The following is a 15,634-nucleotide window of genomic DNA, read 5'->3' on the forward strand; positions in this document are numbered from 1 at the left end:
CGCTGCCTAAATTTTAGGCAAGTAGCCGCTCAGAGTCTCAGCCCGGTTTCCTCCGGCAGGCCGCACATGATGTTGAGGTTCTGGATCGCTGCGCCGCTGGCGCCTTTGCCGAGGTTATCGAGCTTGGCGACAAGCCGCGCGTGCCAGCCACCGGCATTGCTGAAAACGAACAGCTCCATCGCGTCCGATGGTGCCGCGTCCGGTTCCAGAAGCAACTCGCTGACCTGACTGCCATCATGGACGGAGATGACACCAGAGCTTGCGTAATGATCGTGCAGAGCAGCGCTGAGCCGCTCGGCAGAGGCGTCCCCTTCCATCGCGCCAAGATGGAGCGGTACTTCGACGATCATGCCGCGATAGGCTGGAGCGACCGATGGCGCAAAGATCACACCATGCTTGAGGCCAGCAAAGGCTTTCATTTCCGGGCGATGTTTATGCGCCATGTCATAGCCATAAGCGCGAAAAGCAGGAGCGCGTTCCGCCTCAAAGCGCTCGATCAGCGCCTTGCCGCCACCGGAATATCCGCTCACGGCGTTCACAGTATAGGGCCAGTCGGCTGGCAACAGGCCTTGCTTTACCAGCGGTGCAACCAGCGCGAGAAACCCGGTTGGATAGCAGCCGGGATTGCTGACGAACTGCGCCTCCGCAATCTTGTGATGCCCGATCAGCTCAGGAAAGCCATAGGTCCAGCCGTCCGCCAATCGGTGCGCGGTCGAAGCGTCGATAAAACGCGTGCCTGACCCTTCCGCAAGCCGAACCGCTTCGCGTGCAGCATCGTCTGGCAAGCATAGGATCGCCACGTCTGCGGCGTGCAGCGCATCGCGGCGCGAAGATTCGCTCTTGCGCTGGGCATCATCGAGCACGATCAGTTCGAACTCGCTGCGCCCTGCCAGCCGCTCGCGGATCTCAAGGCCGGTCGTGCCGGCGGCTCCATCGATGAAAATGCGCGTTGCCATAATCCGCGCCTCATAGCGTGATCAGTCGGCGAGGCAATCCGCTTTGACGTATCCTGCCGGGCCGTGCGGTCCGAGGCAGCACCACACCCAGTCCCCCGCGACGTCAAGGATTTCGATCGGCGTTCCGCTCCCAAGCGTGCGCATCACGCGGCTGTCATCGCGCTGCTGGAGATACATGGGTGCGTCGGCTGGGCCGATCCGGGCAGGACTTGGTACGACGTAATGCGCGGCGAGATGCGTGCCCGCCAGCGCAATATGAGCAAGATCGCCGCGCAGGGGCAGAGCACCGGCTTCGGGGCGCGGCAATGGGCCGCTCAGACAGAGCGGGCCATCAGGTACCTCGTAGGTGCCAGCGCCGGACATGGTTTTCAGTCAAACCCCGTTTCTCGCGACCCGACAAACCGGGTTCGATCGCGATTATACATCGCAGTCCTTTCCGGCAAGTTAGCCTGGCCGCTATTACCCAGCAGCGTAGCGCGCCTGCAACATGCGCCAACTGGCGCGCAAGCCATAAGCCGCGCCACCCTTGCTGCGACCCGGCTTGGCCGAGGGGCGCCAGGCAAAGGTGTCGAAATGCGCCCAGTCGATGCCGTCCCCGACAAACTTGTCGAGGAACAAGCCAGCTACGCTTGCGCCTGCGAAGGGGTTGCCGGAGATATTGTTGGTGTCCGCAATGTCGGATTTGAGCCATTCGGCATAGGCTTCAGGCAAGGGCAGACGCCATACTTCGTCGTCGCATTGCTTGCCAGCGGCAATAAGTGCGTCGGCGGTCTCATCCCGGCGTGTCATGAGGGCAGGCAGGTCAGGGCCAAGCGCGATACGCGCAGCCCCGGTGAGCGTGGCAAAGTCGATGATGAGGTCCGGATCTTCTTCGCTTGCGCGGGTCAGCGCATCACCGAGGATCAGGCGGCCTTCCGCGTCTGTATTTCCAATCTCGACCGTCAGCCCCTTGCGGCTGGAGAGGACATCACCAGGGCGGAAGGCATTGCCGGCAATCGCATTCTCGACCGCCGGGACCAGCACGTGCAGCCTGACCGGCAGGTTTGCGCCCATCACGAGGCCTGCGAGCGCAATGGCGTGCGCGGCACCACCCATGTCCTTCTTCATCAGCTTCATACCCGATGCAGGCTTGATGTCGAGGCCGCCGGAATCGAAGCAAACGCCCTTGCCGACGATCGCCAGCACGGGGTTCTTCTCCTTCCCCCAGGTAAGATGGAGCAAGCGCGGCGCGTGGTGGCGTGCGGCTGCGCGACCGACACTGTGAACCATGGGATAGCCGGTCTCCAGCGCGTCGCCCTTGATCACCTTGAGGGTGGCAGAGTGCGCTTTGGCCAGCTTTTCGAATTCCGCTTCGAGTGCGGCAGGTCCCATGTCTTCGGCCGGCGTGTTGACGAGGTCGCGCACCAGCATCTCGGCCGCTGCTTCGGCTTGCGCTGCTGCGATGTGCTTGACTTGCTTCGTCAGCAGGATGCGCGGGCCTGTGACGTTGTCATCCTTGGTATAGCGAGCGAAGCGATATTGCGCTGTCATCCAGCCGAGCATGGCGGGCCCAGGATCCCCCTTTGCCAGGCGGTAGGTCCCTTCAGGCAGGACCTCAGCGAGCTTGGCAAGGCACCAGCTGGAAAGCGTATCCGGGTTCGTGACACCACCGACCGCAAACCAGCTGTCACCATCGGGAACGATCGCGGTCTGATAGACCGCGCCTTCAAACTTTTGCGCCTTGACCGAGGCGCGTTGTCCAGCGGAAAGGCCCTTCAGCCAATCCTCAAAGCGGTCCTTGTCGACAAGGTGGATGGATATCGCGTCTTGCTCGCGATCCGGTACAATCAATTCAGATACATCGGTCATACAGGCGTTCTTAGCTACGCGTGCATAGTTGTCACGTGGAGAATTCCAGGAGATTCGGTTTGCGCAATTCCCTATCCGCGGTGCTGTTGGCATTGGGTCTGACTTCCTGCGCGCAAGCAGGCGAGCCGATGGCAACTGAAATGGTCGAATCCCGGACGAGCGACACGCTTGCCACGGTGACCAGCGATGCGCAATCTTCAGCCGGGCAAGACGAGCGAAAACCAGTCACCGCGTCCACGTTCAAGGATGAATGGAGGCGCGGCGAGGCAGCGCGGACCTTCGAGTACAACTGGCCCCGTGAAGTCAATCTGGAGCCGGAATTGGCGGCACAGCTGAGAGACGAGCGACAGGAACAGCTGGATCTTCAGATCGGTGAGTGGACGGATCAATTGCAAGCCTGCCCTGTCGAATATGTGTCATGCCGGCAGAACTCCTTCTCGCTCACATGGCAAGTGGTCGCAAATCTGCCGCGCTTCCTCAGTCTGTCGAATGGCTGGCACACTTACACAGGCGGCGCGCATGGGATCTATGGTCGCGGGTCCCTGATTTGGGATCGCCAGAGCCGTCAGTCGCTCAAGCCGCTTGAGATGTTCATGTCGGCTGAAGCACTGGACGAAGCCGTGGGTGAAAAAGCTTGCGCAGCGCTCAATCGCCAACGGTCCAAACGCCGGGGTGAGCCAGTGCCGCAAGATGGCGAGTGGCCTAACCAATGTGTTCCGGTCGAGGATGCGGTTGTGTTTGTTGGCTCATCAAATGGCGAAACGTTTGACCGCATCGGGCTTTACTACGGGCCTTATCTGGCAGCATCTTATGCCGAAGGGGATTTCGAGTTCACTTTTCCTGTAACGAGCGCTGTCATCGAGGCGGTGAAGCCGGAATATCGCAGCGCATTTGCAGTGCGCGACTGATCTCTCGCAATTTGATCTGCAAGGCGCTACATCACGCCCATGCATCAATACCAACTCGTAGACAGCGACCAGACGGTCTATCGCGACGGCACCATCAAGCTCCACACGAAGGAGGGCTTTGACGGCATGCGCAAGGCAGGCCGCCTTGCCGCTGACATCCTTGATGAAGTGGCGGACCTCGTCCAGCCCGGTGTGACGACGGAGAGCGTCGATACAGCCATTCGCGAGATGATGCTGGATGCAGGCGCGGTCCCGGCAACGCTCGGCTATCGCGGCTATACGCATAGCTGCTGCATCTCGATCAACCATGTGATTTGTCACGGCATCCCGAGCGACAAGGTCTTCAAGGAAGGCGACATCGTCAACGTGGACGTTACTCCGCTGCTTGACGGCTGGCATGGCGACACCAGCCGGATGTTCTATGCCGGCGAGCCGCCCCTGAAGGCGACGCGGCTGGTCGATGTCACATATGAGTGCCTGATGCTCGGGATCGAAGCTGCCTCAAAGCCGGGTGCGCGGCTGGGCGATATCGGTTACGCGATCGAAACCCATGCCAAGCAGTTCCGCTATGGCGTGGTGCGCGAGTTTTGTGGTCACGGGCTTGGTCGCCTGTTCCACGATGCGCCTGAAGTGGTCCATGCTGGCAAGCCGGGCACTGGGCCAGAGCTCAAGCCCGGCATGTTCTTCACCATCGAACCAATGATCAACCTCGGCAAGCCCTGGGCCAAGGTGCTGAGCGATGGCTGGACCGCTGTGACGCGTGACAAGTCGCTCTCCGCCCAGTTCGAACATTCGATCGGGATTACCGAAAACGGCGTCGAAATCTTCACCGAAAGCACCCGGGGCAAGCACCAGCCGCCCTACACTTGAACGCCTGGCGCAGAGGTCAATCTTGAGCGGGTGCCTTGTCGGTAAAGTCCACGCTGCAGGCATAGAACATCGGGTGCGACAGGCGGAAACGCGCGTCCCTGAAGAGATAGGCGCGGCTTCGGTCTGACGCAGCGCGTCCACTTTGGTTAAGCGTTGCCATCGTCAGCCCGTTGCGGCCAAGTTCTTCGCCTGTGAGCGAGAGGTCGAGATAGGTCACACGGTCACGATCGTCGATCGCCACTTCGCCTTCCATCTCTGCTTGACGACGTTGCCCGCGATACTGGAACGTGGCTGATCCCTTGACATCGTAGCTATTGCCGCTGCGCGGCTTGGATAGCTGCCCGCGGATTGCGACGCGCTCAACCGGCCCCTGAACACGGCCCATGAATACCGGTCCCTGTCCGTTCACGCCTTTGAAGGCACACCAGATATCCGGGTCCGGCTCATCTTCGCTGAAGAAGACTACCACCCAGATTGCGAGCGCAATGGCAGTGATGCCCCCAAGCAGCATCTGGACGTAACGATTCGCAAGTAAGTCCATCTAACCCTCCCGAGAGGCTCTTATAGCAGCGCCAGAGGCGAATGGTGCAAGGGCTATAAGTCCTAAACTTATAGCTCCGGTAAATCCGATGCTGGCAAAATCATTCCGCGCCAGAGCTCCTGCGCCGAAGATCAGGATTGGCAGTGCGAGAGGGATGAGCAGCAGGCCGGACAGCGCGGCCCCTGCGCGCAGGCTTGCCGTGACGCTGGCGATGATGAGCCCGATCGCAGCGAGTCCGGGCGTTCCGGCGAGCAGTCCGAGCAGCAACAGTCGCAAAGCCTCGCCTTCCAGATTGAGCAGTGCTGCTGCGGGAAATGTCGCGAGGATCAAAGGCGGGCCAAAGCTCAGCCAATGCGCGAGAAGGCGGACAGCCATCACGATCTCTTCGGCCATTCCGCGCAGCCTCAGCTGGTCGAAAACGCCCAGTTCGATGTCGCGTGCGACCAGCCGGTCCAACGGCAGAATCGCGGCGAGCAAGGCCGCTATCCACACCACGCCGCCACCGGTGCGCGCGAGCAGGTTTGCATCCGGCCCGACCGCAAAGGGGTACAGCATCGCGACCGCGAGGAAGAACAGCAGGGGCAGGGCGGCTCCGCTCCCGGTAAACGGGAAGAACTGAACGAGGTCGCGGCGCAGCAGCGGGCCGATCATTCTGGCGCCTCCATTTCAGCCAGCGACGGCACATGGCTGGCTAGTTCAAGCACCTGCAGGTCGGGCACTGCCAGCGGCTGGTGCGAGGCAATGACAGCGATCCCGCCAGCGCTCAGATGTGCCGCAATCAGCCTTGTGACCTGGTCAATGGCAGCAGCATCGAGGCCCGATAGCGGCTCATCCAGCAGCCAGATCGGAACGCTGCGATTGAGTAATGCCGCCATGGCCGCGCGCTTTCTCTGACCGGTCGAGAGATAGCGCAAGGGGACGTCCAGCAATGGTTCGAGCCCCATCGTGGCCAGCGCGTTTGAAGGGGCGCTGCCGCCATCCAAATTCTGCCAAAAACCCAGCGCCTTGCGCAGCGGCAATTCGGGATCGAGCCCCGGACGTTCATCCAGCAGCCCGATGGCGCCTTCTGAACTGACCGAGCCAGCAAAGGGGCGCAAAAGCCCGGCGAGAATGCGCAGCAGGCTGGTCTTGCCGATGCCGTTAGCGCCGGCAATATGAAGCGCCTCACCGTGCGCAAGGCTCAGATTGAGTCCGCGAAACAGCACGCGCTCACCGCGGCGGCAGGCAAGGTCAGTGGCTGTCAGAGAAATGCTCATCACATCAAGCGTTACCGGGTCACGGGTGAAGCGCCAAGTCCTGCGAATTCGCTTGTCAACCAGACAGCAAAGCAGCACACCCTCGGCAGGGGCGCGCAATTGGGGGTGACGGGCTTGCAATCCAAGGGGCATTTGCTGCGCGTGCTGGGGATAGCTTTCGGGCTTGCCACAGTGGTCGGCAGCGTGATCGGGCAGGGTATCCTGCGTTCCCCAGGGGTTGTGGCCGAAGCCACTGGATCGCCGCTTGTCATTATCGGGCTGTGGGTGGCCGGTGCTTTGATCGCTCTGTTGACGGCCTTACCTTTTGCCGAGCTTGCCGCCGCGATCCCGCGCGCAGGCGGACAATATGCCTATACCTACCGAGCATTCGGGCCGCGTGTGGGCCTGGCCGTCGCGTTCACGCTGATGATTGCCGGGCTGACGACGATTGCAATGCTGTGCTTCGTGACAGGAGAATTCCTCTATCGGCTGGGCGTTGGATCGGGGGCAGTCTCTCCAGTGGCCCTCGGGATCGGGGTGGCTACGCTGTTCGGCTTCGTGAACGCTTTGGGGACGCGGGTCACCGGTGCGAGCCAGATCCTGCTTTCCTCACTCAAGGGAGCGATCTTGATCGCGCTTGTCATTGCCCTGTTTGGCGGGCCCGACGCACCTGTGGGGTCGGCGGAACCTGAAGTGCTCCGCAATGGCTGGCTGCCCGTCGGCACAGCGATACTCGTGATTGTGAGCACATATAACGGCTGGTGGGACGTGATCTATTACGGCGAGGAACTGACCGATCCTGGCAAGCAAATCCCGCGCGCCATGTTTGGAGGGATACTGGGCGTCGGACTGCTCTACATCGCAATCAATATCGCCATGCTGCAGGTGTTGACGCCTGACCAAATGGCGGGATCTAACTTCGTCGCAGCGGATGCCGCTGGCCTTGTGTTCGGGGAGCGCGGCGATTTCCTGCTGACGCTATTCGGGGTTCTCTCGGTCGGGGCGATTGCCAACCTCAGCGTGATGACCAACGCGCGCTTTGTTTACGCTCTGGCTCGGGCAGGTATCCTGCCCCGCGCGCTGGACTATGTCGACCGGCGCGGCACACCTATCCGGGCAATGGCAGCAGCAGTGGTGGTCGGGGCTGCGTTCATCCTCACCGGCAGCTACACCGCGATATCCTCGACGACGGTGACGATCGGGCAGGTCGCAGTCGTGATGACAATCCTCGCTGTGTTCGCACTGCGTCGTTCGGAACCGGAGCTCAAGCGACCTTATCGTGCATGGCTGCATCCCTGGACCACGGGCTTTGCCCTGTTGTTCGCTGTTGCTCTGCTGGTTATCTTCCTCGTACAGGATCCATTCTACAGCCTGCTTGGCTGCGCGATTGTCGGCATCTTGTGGGTTATTTTCGACCTTGTGCTGAAGCGCCGAGGCGTGCTTGAGCCGGTTGAAAGCAGCGAGGACAAGAGATGAGCGTTACAGAACTCAGCACAGGCGAGCGCGATCAACTGCTGGCTGAACACGGCAATTGGTCTTTGGCGCGCGAGGGCAGGGCTGTCGAACGCACGTTCAAATTCGCCGATTTCAGTGAGGCCTGGGGCTTCATGGGCCGCGTTGCACTGCTCGCGGAAAGCCATGACCATCATCCTGAGTGGTTCAATGTCTACAACCGGGTGGAAATCACGCTGACGACGCATGATGCGGACCCCGATAATGGCGGGGCACTGTCAATGCGCGACGTGAAGATGGTCGCTGCGATCGACGCGCTGCTCTAGTCGCCGCCACCGATCCCGCGGGCGCGCATTTCCTTGCGCACTTTGCCGGGCATCCATCGAGAAAGCCTCAACAATCGCCCGGCAGTCTTGCCGACCGTGTAATCGAGCTTGTCGCCGTGCACAGCATCCCAGACGACCTTGGGCACTTCACTCACAGGTTGGACTTCAACGCCCGCTTCGATCAGCGACTCCTTAACAGTCCGGTTGGATGCAGGGGAGACCTGCTCGATGATCGGCGTGTCGATGAAGCCGGGGCAAAGCGAGGTAACCTTGATCCCGTCGGAGGCCCATTCGGCATCCAAACTGTGCGTTAGGCCTCGTACCGCCCATTTGGCAGCGCAATAGACCGAGAGGTTGGGCGAACCGATGATTCCGGCGAGGCTGGCGGTGTTGATCAGCACTGAACCGGGCGCAGTCTTCTTCAAGTGTGGGTAGGCAGCTTGTGCGCCGAAGATCACGCCTTTGAGATCAACGTCCAGCACCGCTTCGATCTCGTTCTCAGCTTGCTCAGCCAGCGGTCCACCATGCGCGATGCCGGCGTTGTTGAACACCGCGTCGATCCGGCCGCCTGCTGCTGTCGAAAATGAATTGAGCGCCACATCCCAGGCCTTGCGGTCGCGCACATCAAGTTTGTGTGAGTATTTGAACCCGCCTTCGATCAGGCCAAGCGTGTCAGCCATGCCGTGTTCGCTGATATCGGCAATGCCGACGAACCAGCCGCGCTCGGCGAAATAAATCGCGACGGCCCGACCGATGCCGGACCCGCCGCCGGTAATGAAAATCGACCTCCGCGCGCTCATGCTTCCCTCTTCCAGCAAGATTTCAATTTGCAACCTTGCTAAAGAGGTAGCCGCGAAATGTCATTCCCGATCTTTGTCATTGCAAGCGACCGATGGTCGCTTGCAATGACGGCAAGATCACTTGCCGCCCAACGCGTCACCCAGGCCCTGAACGTGTTCGACGCCGACAGGGATGTCGGCGGTCGACTTCGCTACAGTGTCACCGATCGGCTCGCTTCGCCCGCCAAGGCAGGTGGCAAGGAAATTCTCTGAGATCGCCGTGAACGCGATGTTGTTGACCGGCTTGGCAAAGCCGTGGCCTTCATCGGGATAGATCACGTACGTGACGGGAATGCCGTGTTCCTGCATGGCGCTGACGATCTGGTCGCTTTCGGACTGCTTCACGCGCGGATCGTTCGCGCCTTGCAAGATGAGCAGCGGCTTGGTGATCTGGTCTGCCTTGTAGAGCGGGGATGCAGCCTTGAGAATCGCGAGGCCTTCTTCGGTATTGGGATCGCCCATCCGCTCATGGAAGATCTTCACCATTGGCGCCCAGTAAGGCGGGATTGTGCCGAGCAGCGTTTCGAGGTTAGACGGACCGACGATGTCGACGCCGCACGCGAACTTTTCTGGCGTGAAGGTCAGGCCTGCAAGCGTCGCATAGCCGCCATAGGACCCACCCATGATCGCAACCTGATCGGCGCTGGTGATGCCTTCGGCGATCGCCCAGTCGGTCGCATCGATCAGATCGTCATGCATCTTCAGGCCCCATTGCTTGTTGCCTGCATTGATGAAGTCCTTGCCAAACCCGGTTGAGCCGCGGAAATTGACTTGCAGGACTCCATAGCCGCGGTTTGCGAGCCATTGGACGAGGCTCGAAAAGCCATATTCGTCGCGCGCCCAAGGCCCGCCATGGACCAGCAGCACCATCGGCACGGTTGCCTCTGGACGACCGTCTCCATCCGTGTCCGAGCCGGGCGGAAGTGTGAGATAGGACGGCAGGATCAGGCCGTCGCGGCTCGTGATCTCGACCGGGTGCATCGGCTGGAGCGGTGCGCCTTCCAGTTCAGGCCGGCTCACATAGAACGGCGTCAGTGTACTTGCCGCGCGGTCGTAGATGTAAGTCGAAGACGGCGCAGTCATCGGATCGTTCCACACGATCCAGGTCGCGTCATCGTCGGTTCGGCTGGATACGCCGAACTCGCCATCGAGCTGGCTGTCCAGGAATTCGAGCGATGCCTTGATGTCGGGATCGATCGCGGTCCATTCGGTCTTCAAGTAATTGACCGAATAGGCTTCCAATACGCCGGTTTTGGGGTCGCGGATCGTACCGCCGATATCGGCCTTGTCATTTTCTGCGATCAAGGTGCGAGTGCCAGTCGCAACGTCCTCGGCGTAGAGCGCAGCGGTATTGCGCCCCCGACTGTCGAGCCAGTAGAGTGTGCTGCCATCGGTGGTGTAGCCCGCCGGATTGGTGGTGAGCGAATCTTCCATTTCAGTGGTGGAGAAGGGCTCTGCCTCGACCGCATTATCGATGACGCGGAAATAGTCCGTCCCGCCCGCTCCGTTCTGCTTCATCGCCATGCGCAGTGTCAGCGTGTCGTCCGCCATGAAGCCCGCATATTCGTTGTTTTCATAGACCAGCTCGAGCTCGCCGGTGTTGAGGTCCAGCAGGTGGACATCGTGCCACTGCGCGTCGCGGTTGTTGAGGCCGACGAGGATCTTGTCGCGGATCGTTTCGGACGCGCCGATGATATCGACCCGCGTGTTCTCGAACGGCGTAAGGGTGGTTTCCTTCCCGCTCGCAATGTCGATGCCGTAGAGCAGGAAATTCTCATCCCCGCCCTTGTCCTGAATGTAGAGCAGGCTCTGGCTGTCAGGCGACCAGAAATACTGCCGGATCGGGCGGTCGCTCGCGCTGGTCATGACCTTGGCTGCATCCGGGTTGTCGACCGGCGCCATCCAGACGTTCATCACATCATCGCTCGGCGCGAGCCAGCTTAGCCACTGGCCGTCCGGGCTGATGCGGCCTGCGGCCTTGGTCGGGTTGCCGAACAAATGATCGCGCGGGATCAATGCGAATTCTTCGACAGGCTGGGCGGCGGCTTCAGGTGCAGATGCGGTCATTCGTGGCTCTTCAGTCATGGCAGGGGTGCAGGCGGCGAGCAGCCCAGCGGTGACGGCGCTCGCCAGCAGGCGGGAGGAGATTTGTCGTGCGGACATGATGGTTTTGTTTCCCAACTCTTTCGCTGTGTTAACCAGCTAAGACGCGAAGACCTGTTGCGCAAGTGTGTGGCAGGATGAGGCGTGTCATGATCCCAGCGTTCCGACAACCAGCCGCAAGGGACCATCGAAATATGGCTGGGTGCGCAGGTGGCCATATCGCGCATCCCATGTTCCGTTTTCGAGGTCGCGCGAGAGGTCTGTAACGAACCGCTCGACCACTGCGTCCGGGACAAGGCTCCAGCTTGAACAAGCGAGCCTCGCGGCGGGGTCGAGGAAAGCTTCAGGCCGTCCGTAATAGGCTTCGTTGAAACCGTCGCGGCAATTGAGCGGCACATCGACCTTCTCAACGCGGGTCTTGCCGCCCAGAGCGCGCCCAATCCGCTCGATTGGTGGAAAGCGGCGAGCCTCGTTGTCGCGCACTTCGGGAATGTAGTCGGCAAGCCAATAGTCATGCATCACCGAAGGATCGCATACCAGCAACACGACGGGGCCGCGCGTCACACGCCGCATTTCGGCAAGCCCGCGTTCGAGGTCCGACCATTGGTGAAGGCTTACGGTAGACATCGATGCGTCAAATGCTGCATCGGGAAACGGCAGGTCTTCGGCCACGGCATCCATTGCCTCTGGCAGATGGCCGGGACGCTGCGCGCGCATCGCCGCTGAAGGCTCGACCGCGACGACTTCCCGATCCTCAGGCTCGTAAGATCCGGTCCCCGCGCCAACATTCAAGACTGTCCGTGCGTCGCCAAGTGCAGCATGGATTTGCGCCGCGATGATCGGATCGGGCTGGCGGTAGCGGGCATATGTGCCGCCGATTTTGCCGTAATCGACATCGCCTGCGCTTCCGTCCTGTTGCCGTGGCGATGGCATTACGTGACCTTCACAGCGCCGGGTTCGCGTAATAGTGCCAGGTGAAGATCGCCATCGCGCCGCGATGCGGGCGCCATCGCTCGCCGATCGTCCGGGTCTCTTTCTCTGACGGGCGCTGCTCAAGTTCGAGCAAGCGCTTGATGCCTTCCTGCACAGCCAGGTCACCTGCGGGCCAGATATCGGCGCGACCTTCTGCGAACAGCAGATAAATTTCCGCCGACCAACGCCCGATACCCTTGATCCGGGTCAGTTCAGCAATCGCGTCTTCGTCATCTTTGGGCAGGGAATGCAGGTCGAGCGCACCGCTCGAGACAAGCTCGCAAAGGCTGCGGGCATAGCCCTGTTTCTGGCGCGACAGACCACACGCCCGCAGCGTCTCGAAATCGCGTTTGAGCAGGCAGTTCGGCGTGAATTCCGGACCGAGTTCTGCCTCCAGCTTGTTCCACATCGAGCTCGCTGCAGCGACGGAGACCTGCTGGCCCACGATCGTTCGCAGCAATGTCTGATAGCCGCGGTCCCTGATGCGCGCTTCGGGATAGCCCACGCGTTCCAGCGCTGACGCAACACGCGTATCATCGCTTGCGAGCTGGTCGAGCGAGCGCTTCAGGTGCTTTTGTGCGATGCCCACTCCCAAATCCTCTTGCTTGCTTTTGCTTGCGCCAGCCCTTAGCAGCCCGGCAAAAGACGGGATAGTGCGCGTCTTGCGCTCAAACTTTTCAAGGAATGATCGACCATGCCCAAGCTTACTGTTGTTACGCGTGAAGGCGAAGAAACCACCATCGAGGTGTCAGATGGCCTGACAGTGATGGAGGCCATACGCGACAACGGTTTTGACGAACTGCTCGCGCTGTGCGGCGGCTGCTGTTCATGCGCGACCTGCCACGTGCTCGTTGATCCGGCAATGGCCGATAAGCTCCCGCAAATGAGCGAAGACGAAGACGACCTGCTGGAAAGTTCGGATCACCGCGCGGACAATTCGCGCCTGTCGTGCCAGATCCCGTTCACCGCAGAGCTGGACGGGCTCAAGGTCACTATTGCTCCGGAAGACTGAGCGTTTCGCGCGGATCGCGTAAGGTCAGCTTCCAACTCGCAAAGCGCGAATGCATTGCGCTGCGGCGAGTGCGCGCCTAATTGCTTGGCTATGAACGCAACGAACACTTGTCGAAGCACACTGGACCTGATCGGGAACACGCCGCTGGTCCTGCTCAGAACCGCCAGCGAGGCGGCGGGCTGCGAGATCTGGGGCAAGTGCGAATTCGCCAATCCTGGCTCTTCGGTAAAAGACCGCGCGGCGCTCTACATCATCCGTGATGCGGAAGCGCAGGGCTTGCTCAAGCCCGGCGGGACCGTGGTTGAAGGCACGGCTGGCAATACCGGTATCGGGATCGCGCTGGTCGCCAATGCGCTCGGCTACAAGACGATCATCGTCATGCCGGATAACCAGTCCAAGGAAAAAATGGACACGATCCGCGCGCTAGGCGCGCAATTGGTCACTGTTCCGCCGACCAAATACGCTGACAGCAATCACTTCCAGCACGTTTCGCGGCGCATGGCCGAAGAGATCGATGGGGCGATCTGGGCAGGGCAGTTTGACAATGTCGCCAATCGCCGCGCGCACATCGAAACCACCGCGCCGGAACTGTGGGAACAGCTGGATGGCCGGATCGACGGTTTCACCTGCGCGGCTGGCACTGGCGGGACTATTGCTGGCGTCGGGATGGGTCTGAAAGAGCGCGACGAGAACGTCTGCATTGCCCTGACGGACCCGCATGGTGCTGCGCTCTACAATTACTTTGCCCATGGCGAATTGAAGGCGGAAGGTTCCTCCGTCGCCGAAGGGATTGGGCAAGGGCGGATCACGGCCAATCTTGAAGGTGCGCCAATTGATACGCAGTTCCGCATTTCGGACGAGGAAGGCCTTGAATGGGTCGCGCGGCTGCTGCGCGAGGAAGGGCTGTGCCTCGGTCTCTCCAGCGGCATCAATGTCGCTGGCGCCATCGCGCTCGGCAAGCAGCTGGTCGCCGAAGGTCGTGAGAACCCCCGCGTTGCCACGATCCTGTGCGATACAGGCTTCCGCTATCTTTCAACCCTGTACAATGCCGAATGGCTCAAATCCAAGGGGCTGCCGGTGTTTGACTGGCTTGGAGAGTGAGAGTGGTACAGGCTGAACCATCACAGGACGAAATATCGACTGACGCAGCGCCCCTTGGCGGAAACCGCGCGGAAGCAGTCCAGCGTCTGCAGATTGGCCTGTCGGGCATCGCCGCGATGATCCTGCTGGTCGGTCTGGCCAATGTTATCCAGAACCGCGCCCGCGAAAACGAACAGCTCGCTGTGCCGGATGCTGCTCCGACAACCGAGCCAAGCGTGACCGCGCAGCAGCGCGACCCGCTCGCCGATGCTGGCGTAGTTCCTGATTTGCCGGTCGATGGCGCGAGCCCAACACCCCAGCCGACGGCAGGCGGACCAGGGCAGAATGCGCAAGGCGAAAGATCTGGCGATGCGGGTCAAACGCCCTAAGCTTGCCATTGCCCTGCTGTTGCTTGCCGTTTTCGGCGGCTTGCTGCTCGCGGTACTTGGGGTTCGCGGGATCAGGGGTGATCTGGCGCCCGGGCCCGGAGAACCTGTTGGGCTTGTGACCAGCCTGCCGATCTATTGGCCTGAAGGGACAGACCTTGCTGAATTGACTCAATCCGGCACTGCCATGCCATGGACCCGCGAGGCGCTTGAGCAAGACTACAAACTCCGCCCGCTCGATACGCTCAGCATGACTGGCGACAGCTCTCCGGTACTGCCAGGGTTGGAAATGCCGAAGGACGCGATCACGGACCTCAGCCAGCTGGATCGACTGGCGATTATCCAGCCGCGATCGATAAACGCCGCTGACAATGTGGCGCTGGATGAATGGGTCAACCAAGGCGGGCGGCTCTTGCTGGTGCTCGATCCCATGCTGACCGGCCATTACGAGGTTTCGATTTTCGATCCGCAACATCCGGTCGGGTCGGCCTTGATTCCGCCGGTCGTCGGGCGCTGGGGGCTGGAGCTCTTCTTCGATGAATCGCAGCCGCTTGAACTGCGCACGGTTGAAGCACGCCATGGGTTGCTGCCAGTAGTCATGGCGGGCGAAATCAGGTTGCTCGACCGAGGCAGCGGGCAGTGTGAGCTCGATGGCGATGGCGTGATCGCGCATTGTCGCGTGGGTAAGGGCCGTGTGACACTGGTCGCCGATGCAACCCTGTTCGAAGCGCATGATCCCAGCGATCAAGGCGTGCTTCTGCTCCGCTCGCTCGCAAGGGAAGCCTTCGAATGATGCATGGCGGTGCGGGCATCGTCGCTTCAGTACGGGGTGGAGCGGGACATTCTGCGCTGACCCGGGAAAATGCGGGGGAGGCATGGGGGAATTCGACTCGAAGCCGACGAATCCTCGCAAAACCAGTGGTTTTTCGACGATTTACGGGCCTCTACATAGCGAAGTTACCACCAAGCCGTCATAAATGCTTAACAAGAAATCTACTATAAATCAGTTGTTTGCAGGTTTATCCCGCATTTCCCCGTAAAAACCCCTTTCATCCCGCTTTTTCACGCGATATGACCGACTCCCATCGGACATAGTGTTTCGTGCT

Annotated in this window: 18 protein-coding genes; 8 read left to right on the plus strand and 10 right to left on the minus strand. The window is 60.8% G+C overall.

The window, feature by feature from the left end:
• Positions 1 to 29 precede the first annotated feature (29 nt).
• The 3 genes from argC to ACG9DO_RS06635 form a co-directional block, all read right to left on the minus strand.
• Complete coding sequence (gene argC, locus ACG9DO_RS06625) at positions 30 to 956, minus strand: N-acetyl-gamma-glutamyl-phosphate reductase (RefSeq protein ID WP_394730927.1); 927 nt, start codon at positions 954 to 956, stop codon at positions 30 to 32.
• A 21-nt stretch (positions 957 to 977) separates the two neighbouring features.
• The gene (locus ACG9DO_RS06630) at positions 978 to 1,319 is read right to left on the minus strand and encodes a hypothetical protein (RefSeq protein WP_394730928.1); all 342 of its coding nucleotides are present in this window, start codon (positions 1,317 to 1,319) and stop codon (positions 978 to 980) included.
• A gap of 96 nt (positions 1,320 to 1,415) precedes the next feature.
• The gene (locus ACG9DO_RS06635) at positions 1,416 to 2,804 is read right to left on the minus strand and encodes a leucyl aminopeptidase family protein (RefSeq protein WP_394730929.1); all 1,389 of its coding nucleotides are present in this window, start codon (positions 2,802 to 2,804) and stop codon (positions 1,416 to 1,418) included.
• Positions 2,805 to 2,932: 128 nt separating this feature from the next.
• On the opposite strand from ACG9DO_RS06635, the gene ACG9DO_RS06640 reads away from it, so the two are divergent.
• Complete coding sequence (locus ACG9DO_RS06640; protein ID WP_394730930.1) at positions 2,933 to 3,712, plus strand: PdaC/SigV domain-containing protein; 780 nt, start codon at positions 2,933 to 2,935, stop codon at positions 3,710 to 3,712.
• Between the two features lie 39 nt (positions 3,713 to 3,751).
• Positions 3,752 to 4,582, plus strand: a complete 831-nt coding sequence (gene map / locus ACG9DO_RS06645; protein WP_394730931.1) for a type I methionyl aminopeptidase — start codon at positions 3,752 to 3,754, stop codon at positions 4,580 to 4,582.
• Between the two features lie 16 nt (positions 4,583 to 4,598).
• Here map and ACG9DO_RS06650 read toward each other — a convergent pair whose 3' ends face one another.
• Genes ACG9DO_RS06650 through ccmA form a run of 3 tightly spaced genes read right to left on the minus strand, consistent with a single transcriptional unit; the run spans position 4,599 to position 6,379 of the window.
• Entirely contained in the window at positions 4,599 to 5,123 is a 525-nt protein-coding gene (locus ACG9DO_RS06650) for a hypothetical protein (RefSeq protein WP_394730932.1), read from the minus strand.
• A complete protein-coding gene (locus tag ACG9DO_RS06655) occupies positions 5,124 to 5,774 on the minus strand; it encodes a heme exporter protein CcmB (RefSeq protein ID WP_394730933.1) in 651 nt (216 codons plus the stop codon).
• The gene (gene ccmA, locus ACG9DO_RS06660; RefSeq protein WP_394730934.1) at positions 5,771 to 6,379 is read right to left on the minus strand and encodes a heme ABC exporter ATP-binding protein CcmA; all 609 of its coding nucleotides are present in this window, start codon (positions 6,377 to 6,379) and stop codon (positions 5,771 to 5,773) included. The genes ACG9DO_RS06655 and ccmA overlap by 4 nt, the downstream gene beginning before the upstream one ends.
• A 141-nt stretch (positions 6,380 to 6,520) precedes the next feature.
• Between ccmA and ACG9DO_RS06665 the strand changes: the two genes are divergently transcribed.
• Complete coding sequence (locus tag ACG9DO_RS06665; RefSeq protein WP_394730935.1) at positions 6,521 to 7,834, plus strand: APC family permease; 1,314 nt, start codon at positions 6,521 to 6,523, stop codon at positions 7,832 to 7,834.
• Entirely contained in the window at positions 7,831 to 8,136 is a 306-nt protein-coding gene (locus ACG9DO_RS06670) for a 4a-hydroxytetrahydrobiopterin dehydratase (protein ID WP_394730936.1), read from the plus strand. The genes ACG9DO_RS06665 and ACG9DO_RS06670 overlap by 4 nt, the downstream gene beginning before the upstream one ends.
• Here the strand turns inward: ACG9DO_RS06670 and ACG9DO_RS06675 are convergent.
• From ACG9DO_RS06675 to ACG9DO_RS06690, 4 genes are all read right to left on the minus strand, one after another.
• A complete protein-coding gene (locus ACG9DO_RS06675) occupies positions 8,133 to 8,936 on the minus strand; it encodes an SDR family oxidoreductase (RefSeq protein ID WP_394730937.1) in 804 nt (267 codons plus the stop codon). The genes ACG9DO_RS06670 and ACG9DO_RS06675 overlap by 4 nt on opposite strands.
• 117 nt (positions 8,937 to 9,053) lie before the next feature.
• Complete coding sequence (locus ACG9DO_RS06680; protein WP_394730938.1) at positions 9,054 to 11,138, minus strand: alpha/beta fold hydrolase; 2,085 nt, start codon at positions 11,136 to 11,138, stop codon at positions 9,054 to 9,056.
• A gap of 87 nt (positions 11,139 to 11,225) precedes the next feature.
• Positions 11,226 to 12,011 carry a class I SAM-dependent methyltransferase gene (locus ACG9DO_RS06685; protein WP_394730939.1) on the minus strand — a complete coding sequence of 262 codons (786 nt, stop codon included), beginning with the start codon at positions 12,009 to 12,011 and terminating at the stop codon, positions 11,226 to 11,228.
• A 10-nt stretch (positions 12,012 to 12,021) separates the two neighbouring features.
• On the minus strand, positions 12,022 to 12,633 hold the full coding sequence (locus tag ACG9DO_RS06690; RefSeq protein WP_394731218.1) for a DNA-3-methyladenine glycosylase family protein: 612 nt from the start codon (positions 12,631 to 12,633) through the stop codon (positions 12,022 to 12,024).
• A gap of 111 nt (positions 12,634 to 12,744) precedes the next feature.
• Between ACG9DO_RS06690 and ACG9DO_RS06695 the strand changes: the two genes are divergently transcribed.
• The 4 genes from ACG9DO_RS06695 to ACG9DO_RS06710 all read left to right on the plus strand — a co-directional run bounded on the left by ACG9DO_RS06695 (position 12,745) and on the right by ACG9DO_RS06710 (position 15,321).
• On the plus strand, positions 12,745 to 13,062 hold the full coding sequence (locus ACG9DO_RS06695) for a 2Fe-2S iron-sulfur cluster-binding protein (protein ID WP_394730940.1): 318 nt from the start codon (positions 12,745 to 12,747) through the stop codon (positions 13,060 to 13,062).
• Between the two features lie 90 nt (positions 13,063 to 13,152).
• Entirely contained in the window at positions 13,153 to 14,163 is a 1,011-nt protein-coding gene (locus ACG9DO_RS06700) for a cysteine synthase A (RefSeq protein ID WP_394730941.1), read from the plus strand.
• Positions 14,164 to 14,165: 2 nt separating this feature from the next.
• Positions 14,166 to 14,531, plus strand: coding sequence for a hypothetical protein (locus ACG9DO_RS06705; RefSeq protein ID WP_394730942.1), 366 nt, complete (start codon positions 14,166 to 14,168; stop codon positions 14,529 to 14,531).
• Positions 14,488 to 15,321 carry a hypothetical protein gene (locus ACG9DO_RS06710; protein ID WP_394730943.1) on the plus strand — a complete coding sequence of 278 codons (834 nt, stop codon included), beginning with the start codon at positions 14,488 to 14,490 and terminating at the stop codon, positions 15,319 to 15,321. Before ACG9DO_RS06705 ends, ACG9DO_RS06710 begins: the two co-directional genes overlap by 44 nt.
• Positions 15,322 to 15,634: the final 313 nt, after the last annotated feature.

The sequence above is a fragment of the Altererythrobacter sp. GH1-8 genome, from assembly GCF_043702085.1.
Lineage (GTDB): Bacteria > Pseudomonadota > Alphaproteobacteria > Sphingomonadales > Sphingomonadaceae > Erythrobacter.

Bases quoted from the DNA above. Each gene is read 5' to 3' on its own strand.
- ACG9DO_RS06630 (WP_394730928.1), bottom strand. From the start codon at position 1,319: ATGTCCGGCGCTGGCACCTACGAGGTACCTGATGGCCCGCTCTGTCTG.
- ACG9DO_RS06700 (WP_394730941.1), top strand. From the start codon at position 13,153: ATGAACGCAACGAACACTTGTCGAAGCACACTGGACCTGATCGGGAAC.
- ACG9DO_RS06650 (WP_394730932.1), bottom strand. From the start codon at position 5,123: ATGGACTTACTTGCGAATCGTTACGTCCAGATGCTGCTTGGGGGCATC.
- ACG9DO_RS06635 (WP_394730929.1), bottom strand. From the start codon at position 2,804: ATGACCGATGTATCTGAATTGATTGTACCGGATCGCGAGCAAGACGCG.
- ACG9DO_RS06685 (WP_394730939.1), bottom strand. From the start codon at position 12,011: ATGCCATCGCCACGGCAACAGGACGGAAGCGCAGGCGATGTCGATTAC.
- ACG9DO_RS06640 (WP_394730930.1), top strand. From the start codon at position 2,933: ATGGCAACTGAAATGGTCGAATCCCGGACGAGCGACACGCTTGCCACG.
- ACG9DO_RS06710 (WP_394730943.1), top strand. From the start codon at position 14,488: ATGCGCAAGGCGAAAGATCTGGCGATGCGGGTCAAACGCCCTAAGCTT.
- map (WP_394730931.1), top strand. From the start codon at position 3,752: ATGCATCAATACCAACTCGTAGACAGCGACCAGACGGTCTATCGCGAC.
- ACG9DO_RS06695 (WP_394730940.1), top strand. From the start codon at position 12,745: ATGCCCAAGCTTACTGTTGTTACGCGTGAAGGCGAAGAAACCACCATC.
- ccmA (WP_394730934.1), bottom strand. From the start codon at position 6,379: ATGAGCATTTCTCTGACAGCCACTGACCTTGCCTGCCGCCGCGGTGAG.
- ACG9DO_RS06655 (WP_394730933.1), bottom strand. From the start codon at position 5,774: ATGATCGGCCCGCTGCTGCGCCGCGACCTCGTTCAGTTCTTCCCGTTT.
- ACG9DO_RS06670 (WP_394730936.1), top strand. From the start codon at position 7,831: ATGAGCGTTACAGAACTCAGCACAGGCGAGCGCGATCAACTGCTGGCT.
- argC (WP_394730927.1), bottom strand. From the start codon at position 956: ATGGCAACGCGCATTTTCATCGATGGAGCCGCCGGCACGACCGGCCTT.
- ACG9DO_RS06675 (WP_394730937.1), bottom strand. From the start codon at position 8,936: ATGAGCGCGCGGAGGTCGATTTTCATTACCGGCGGCGGGTCCGGCATC.
- ACG9DO_RS06680 (WP_394730938.1), bottom strand. From the start codon at position 11,138: ATGTCCGCACGACAAATCTCCTCCCGCCTGCTGGCGAGCGCCGTCACC.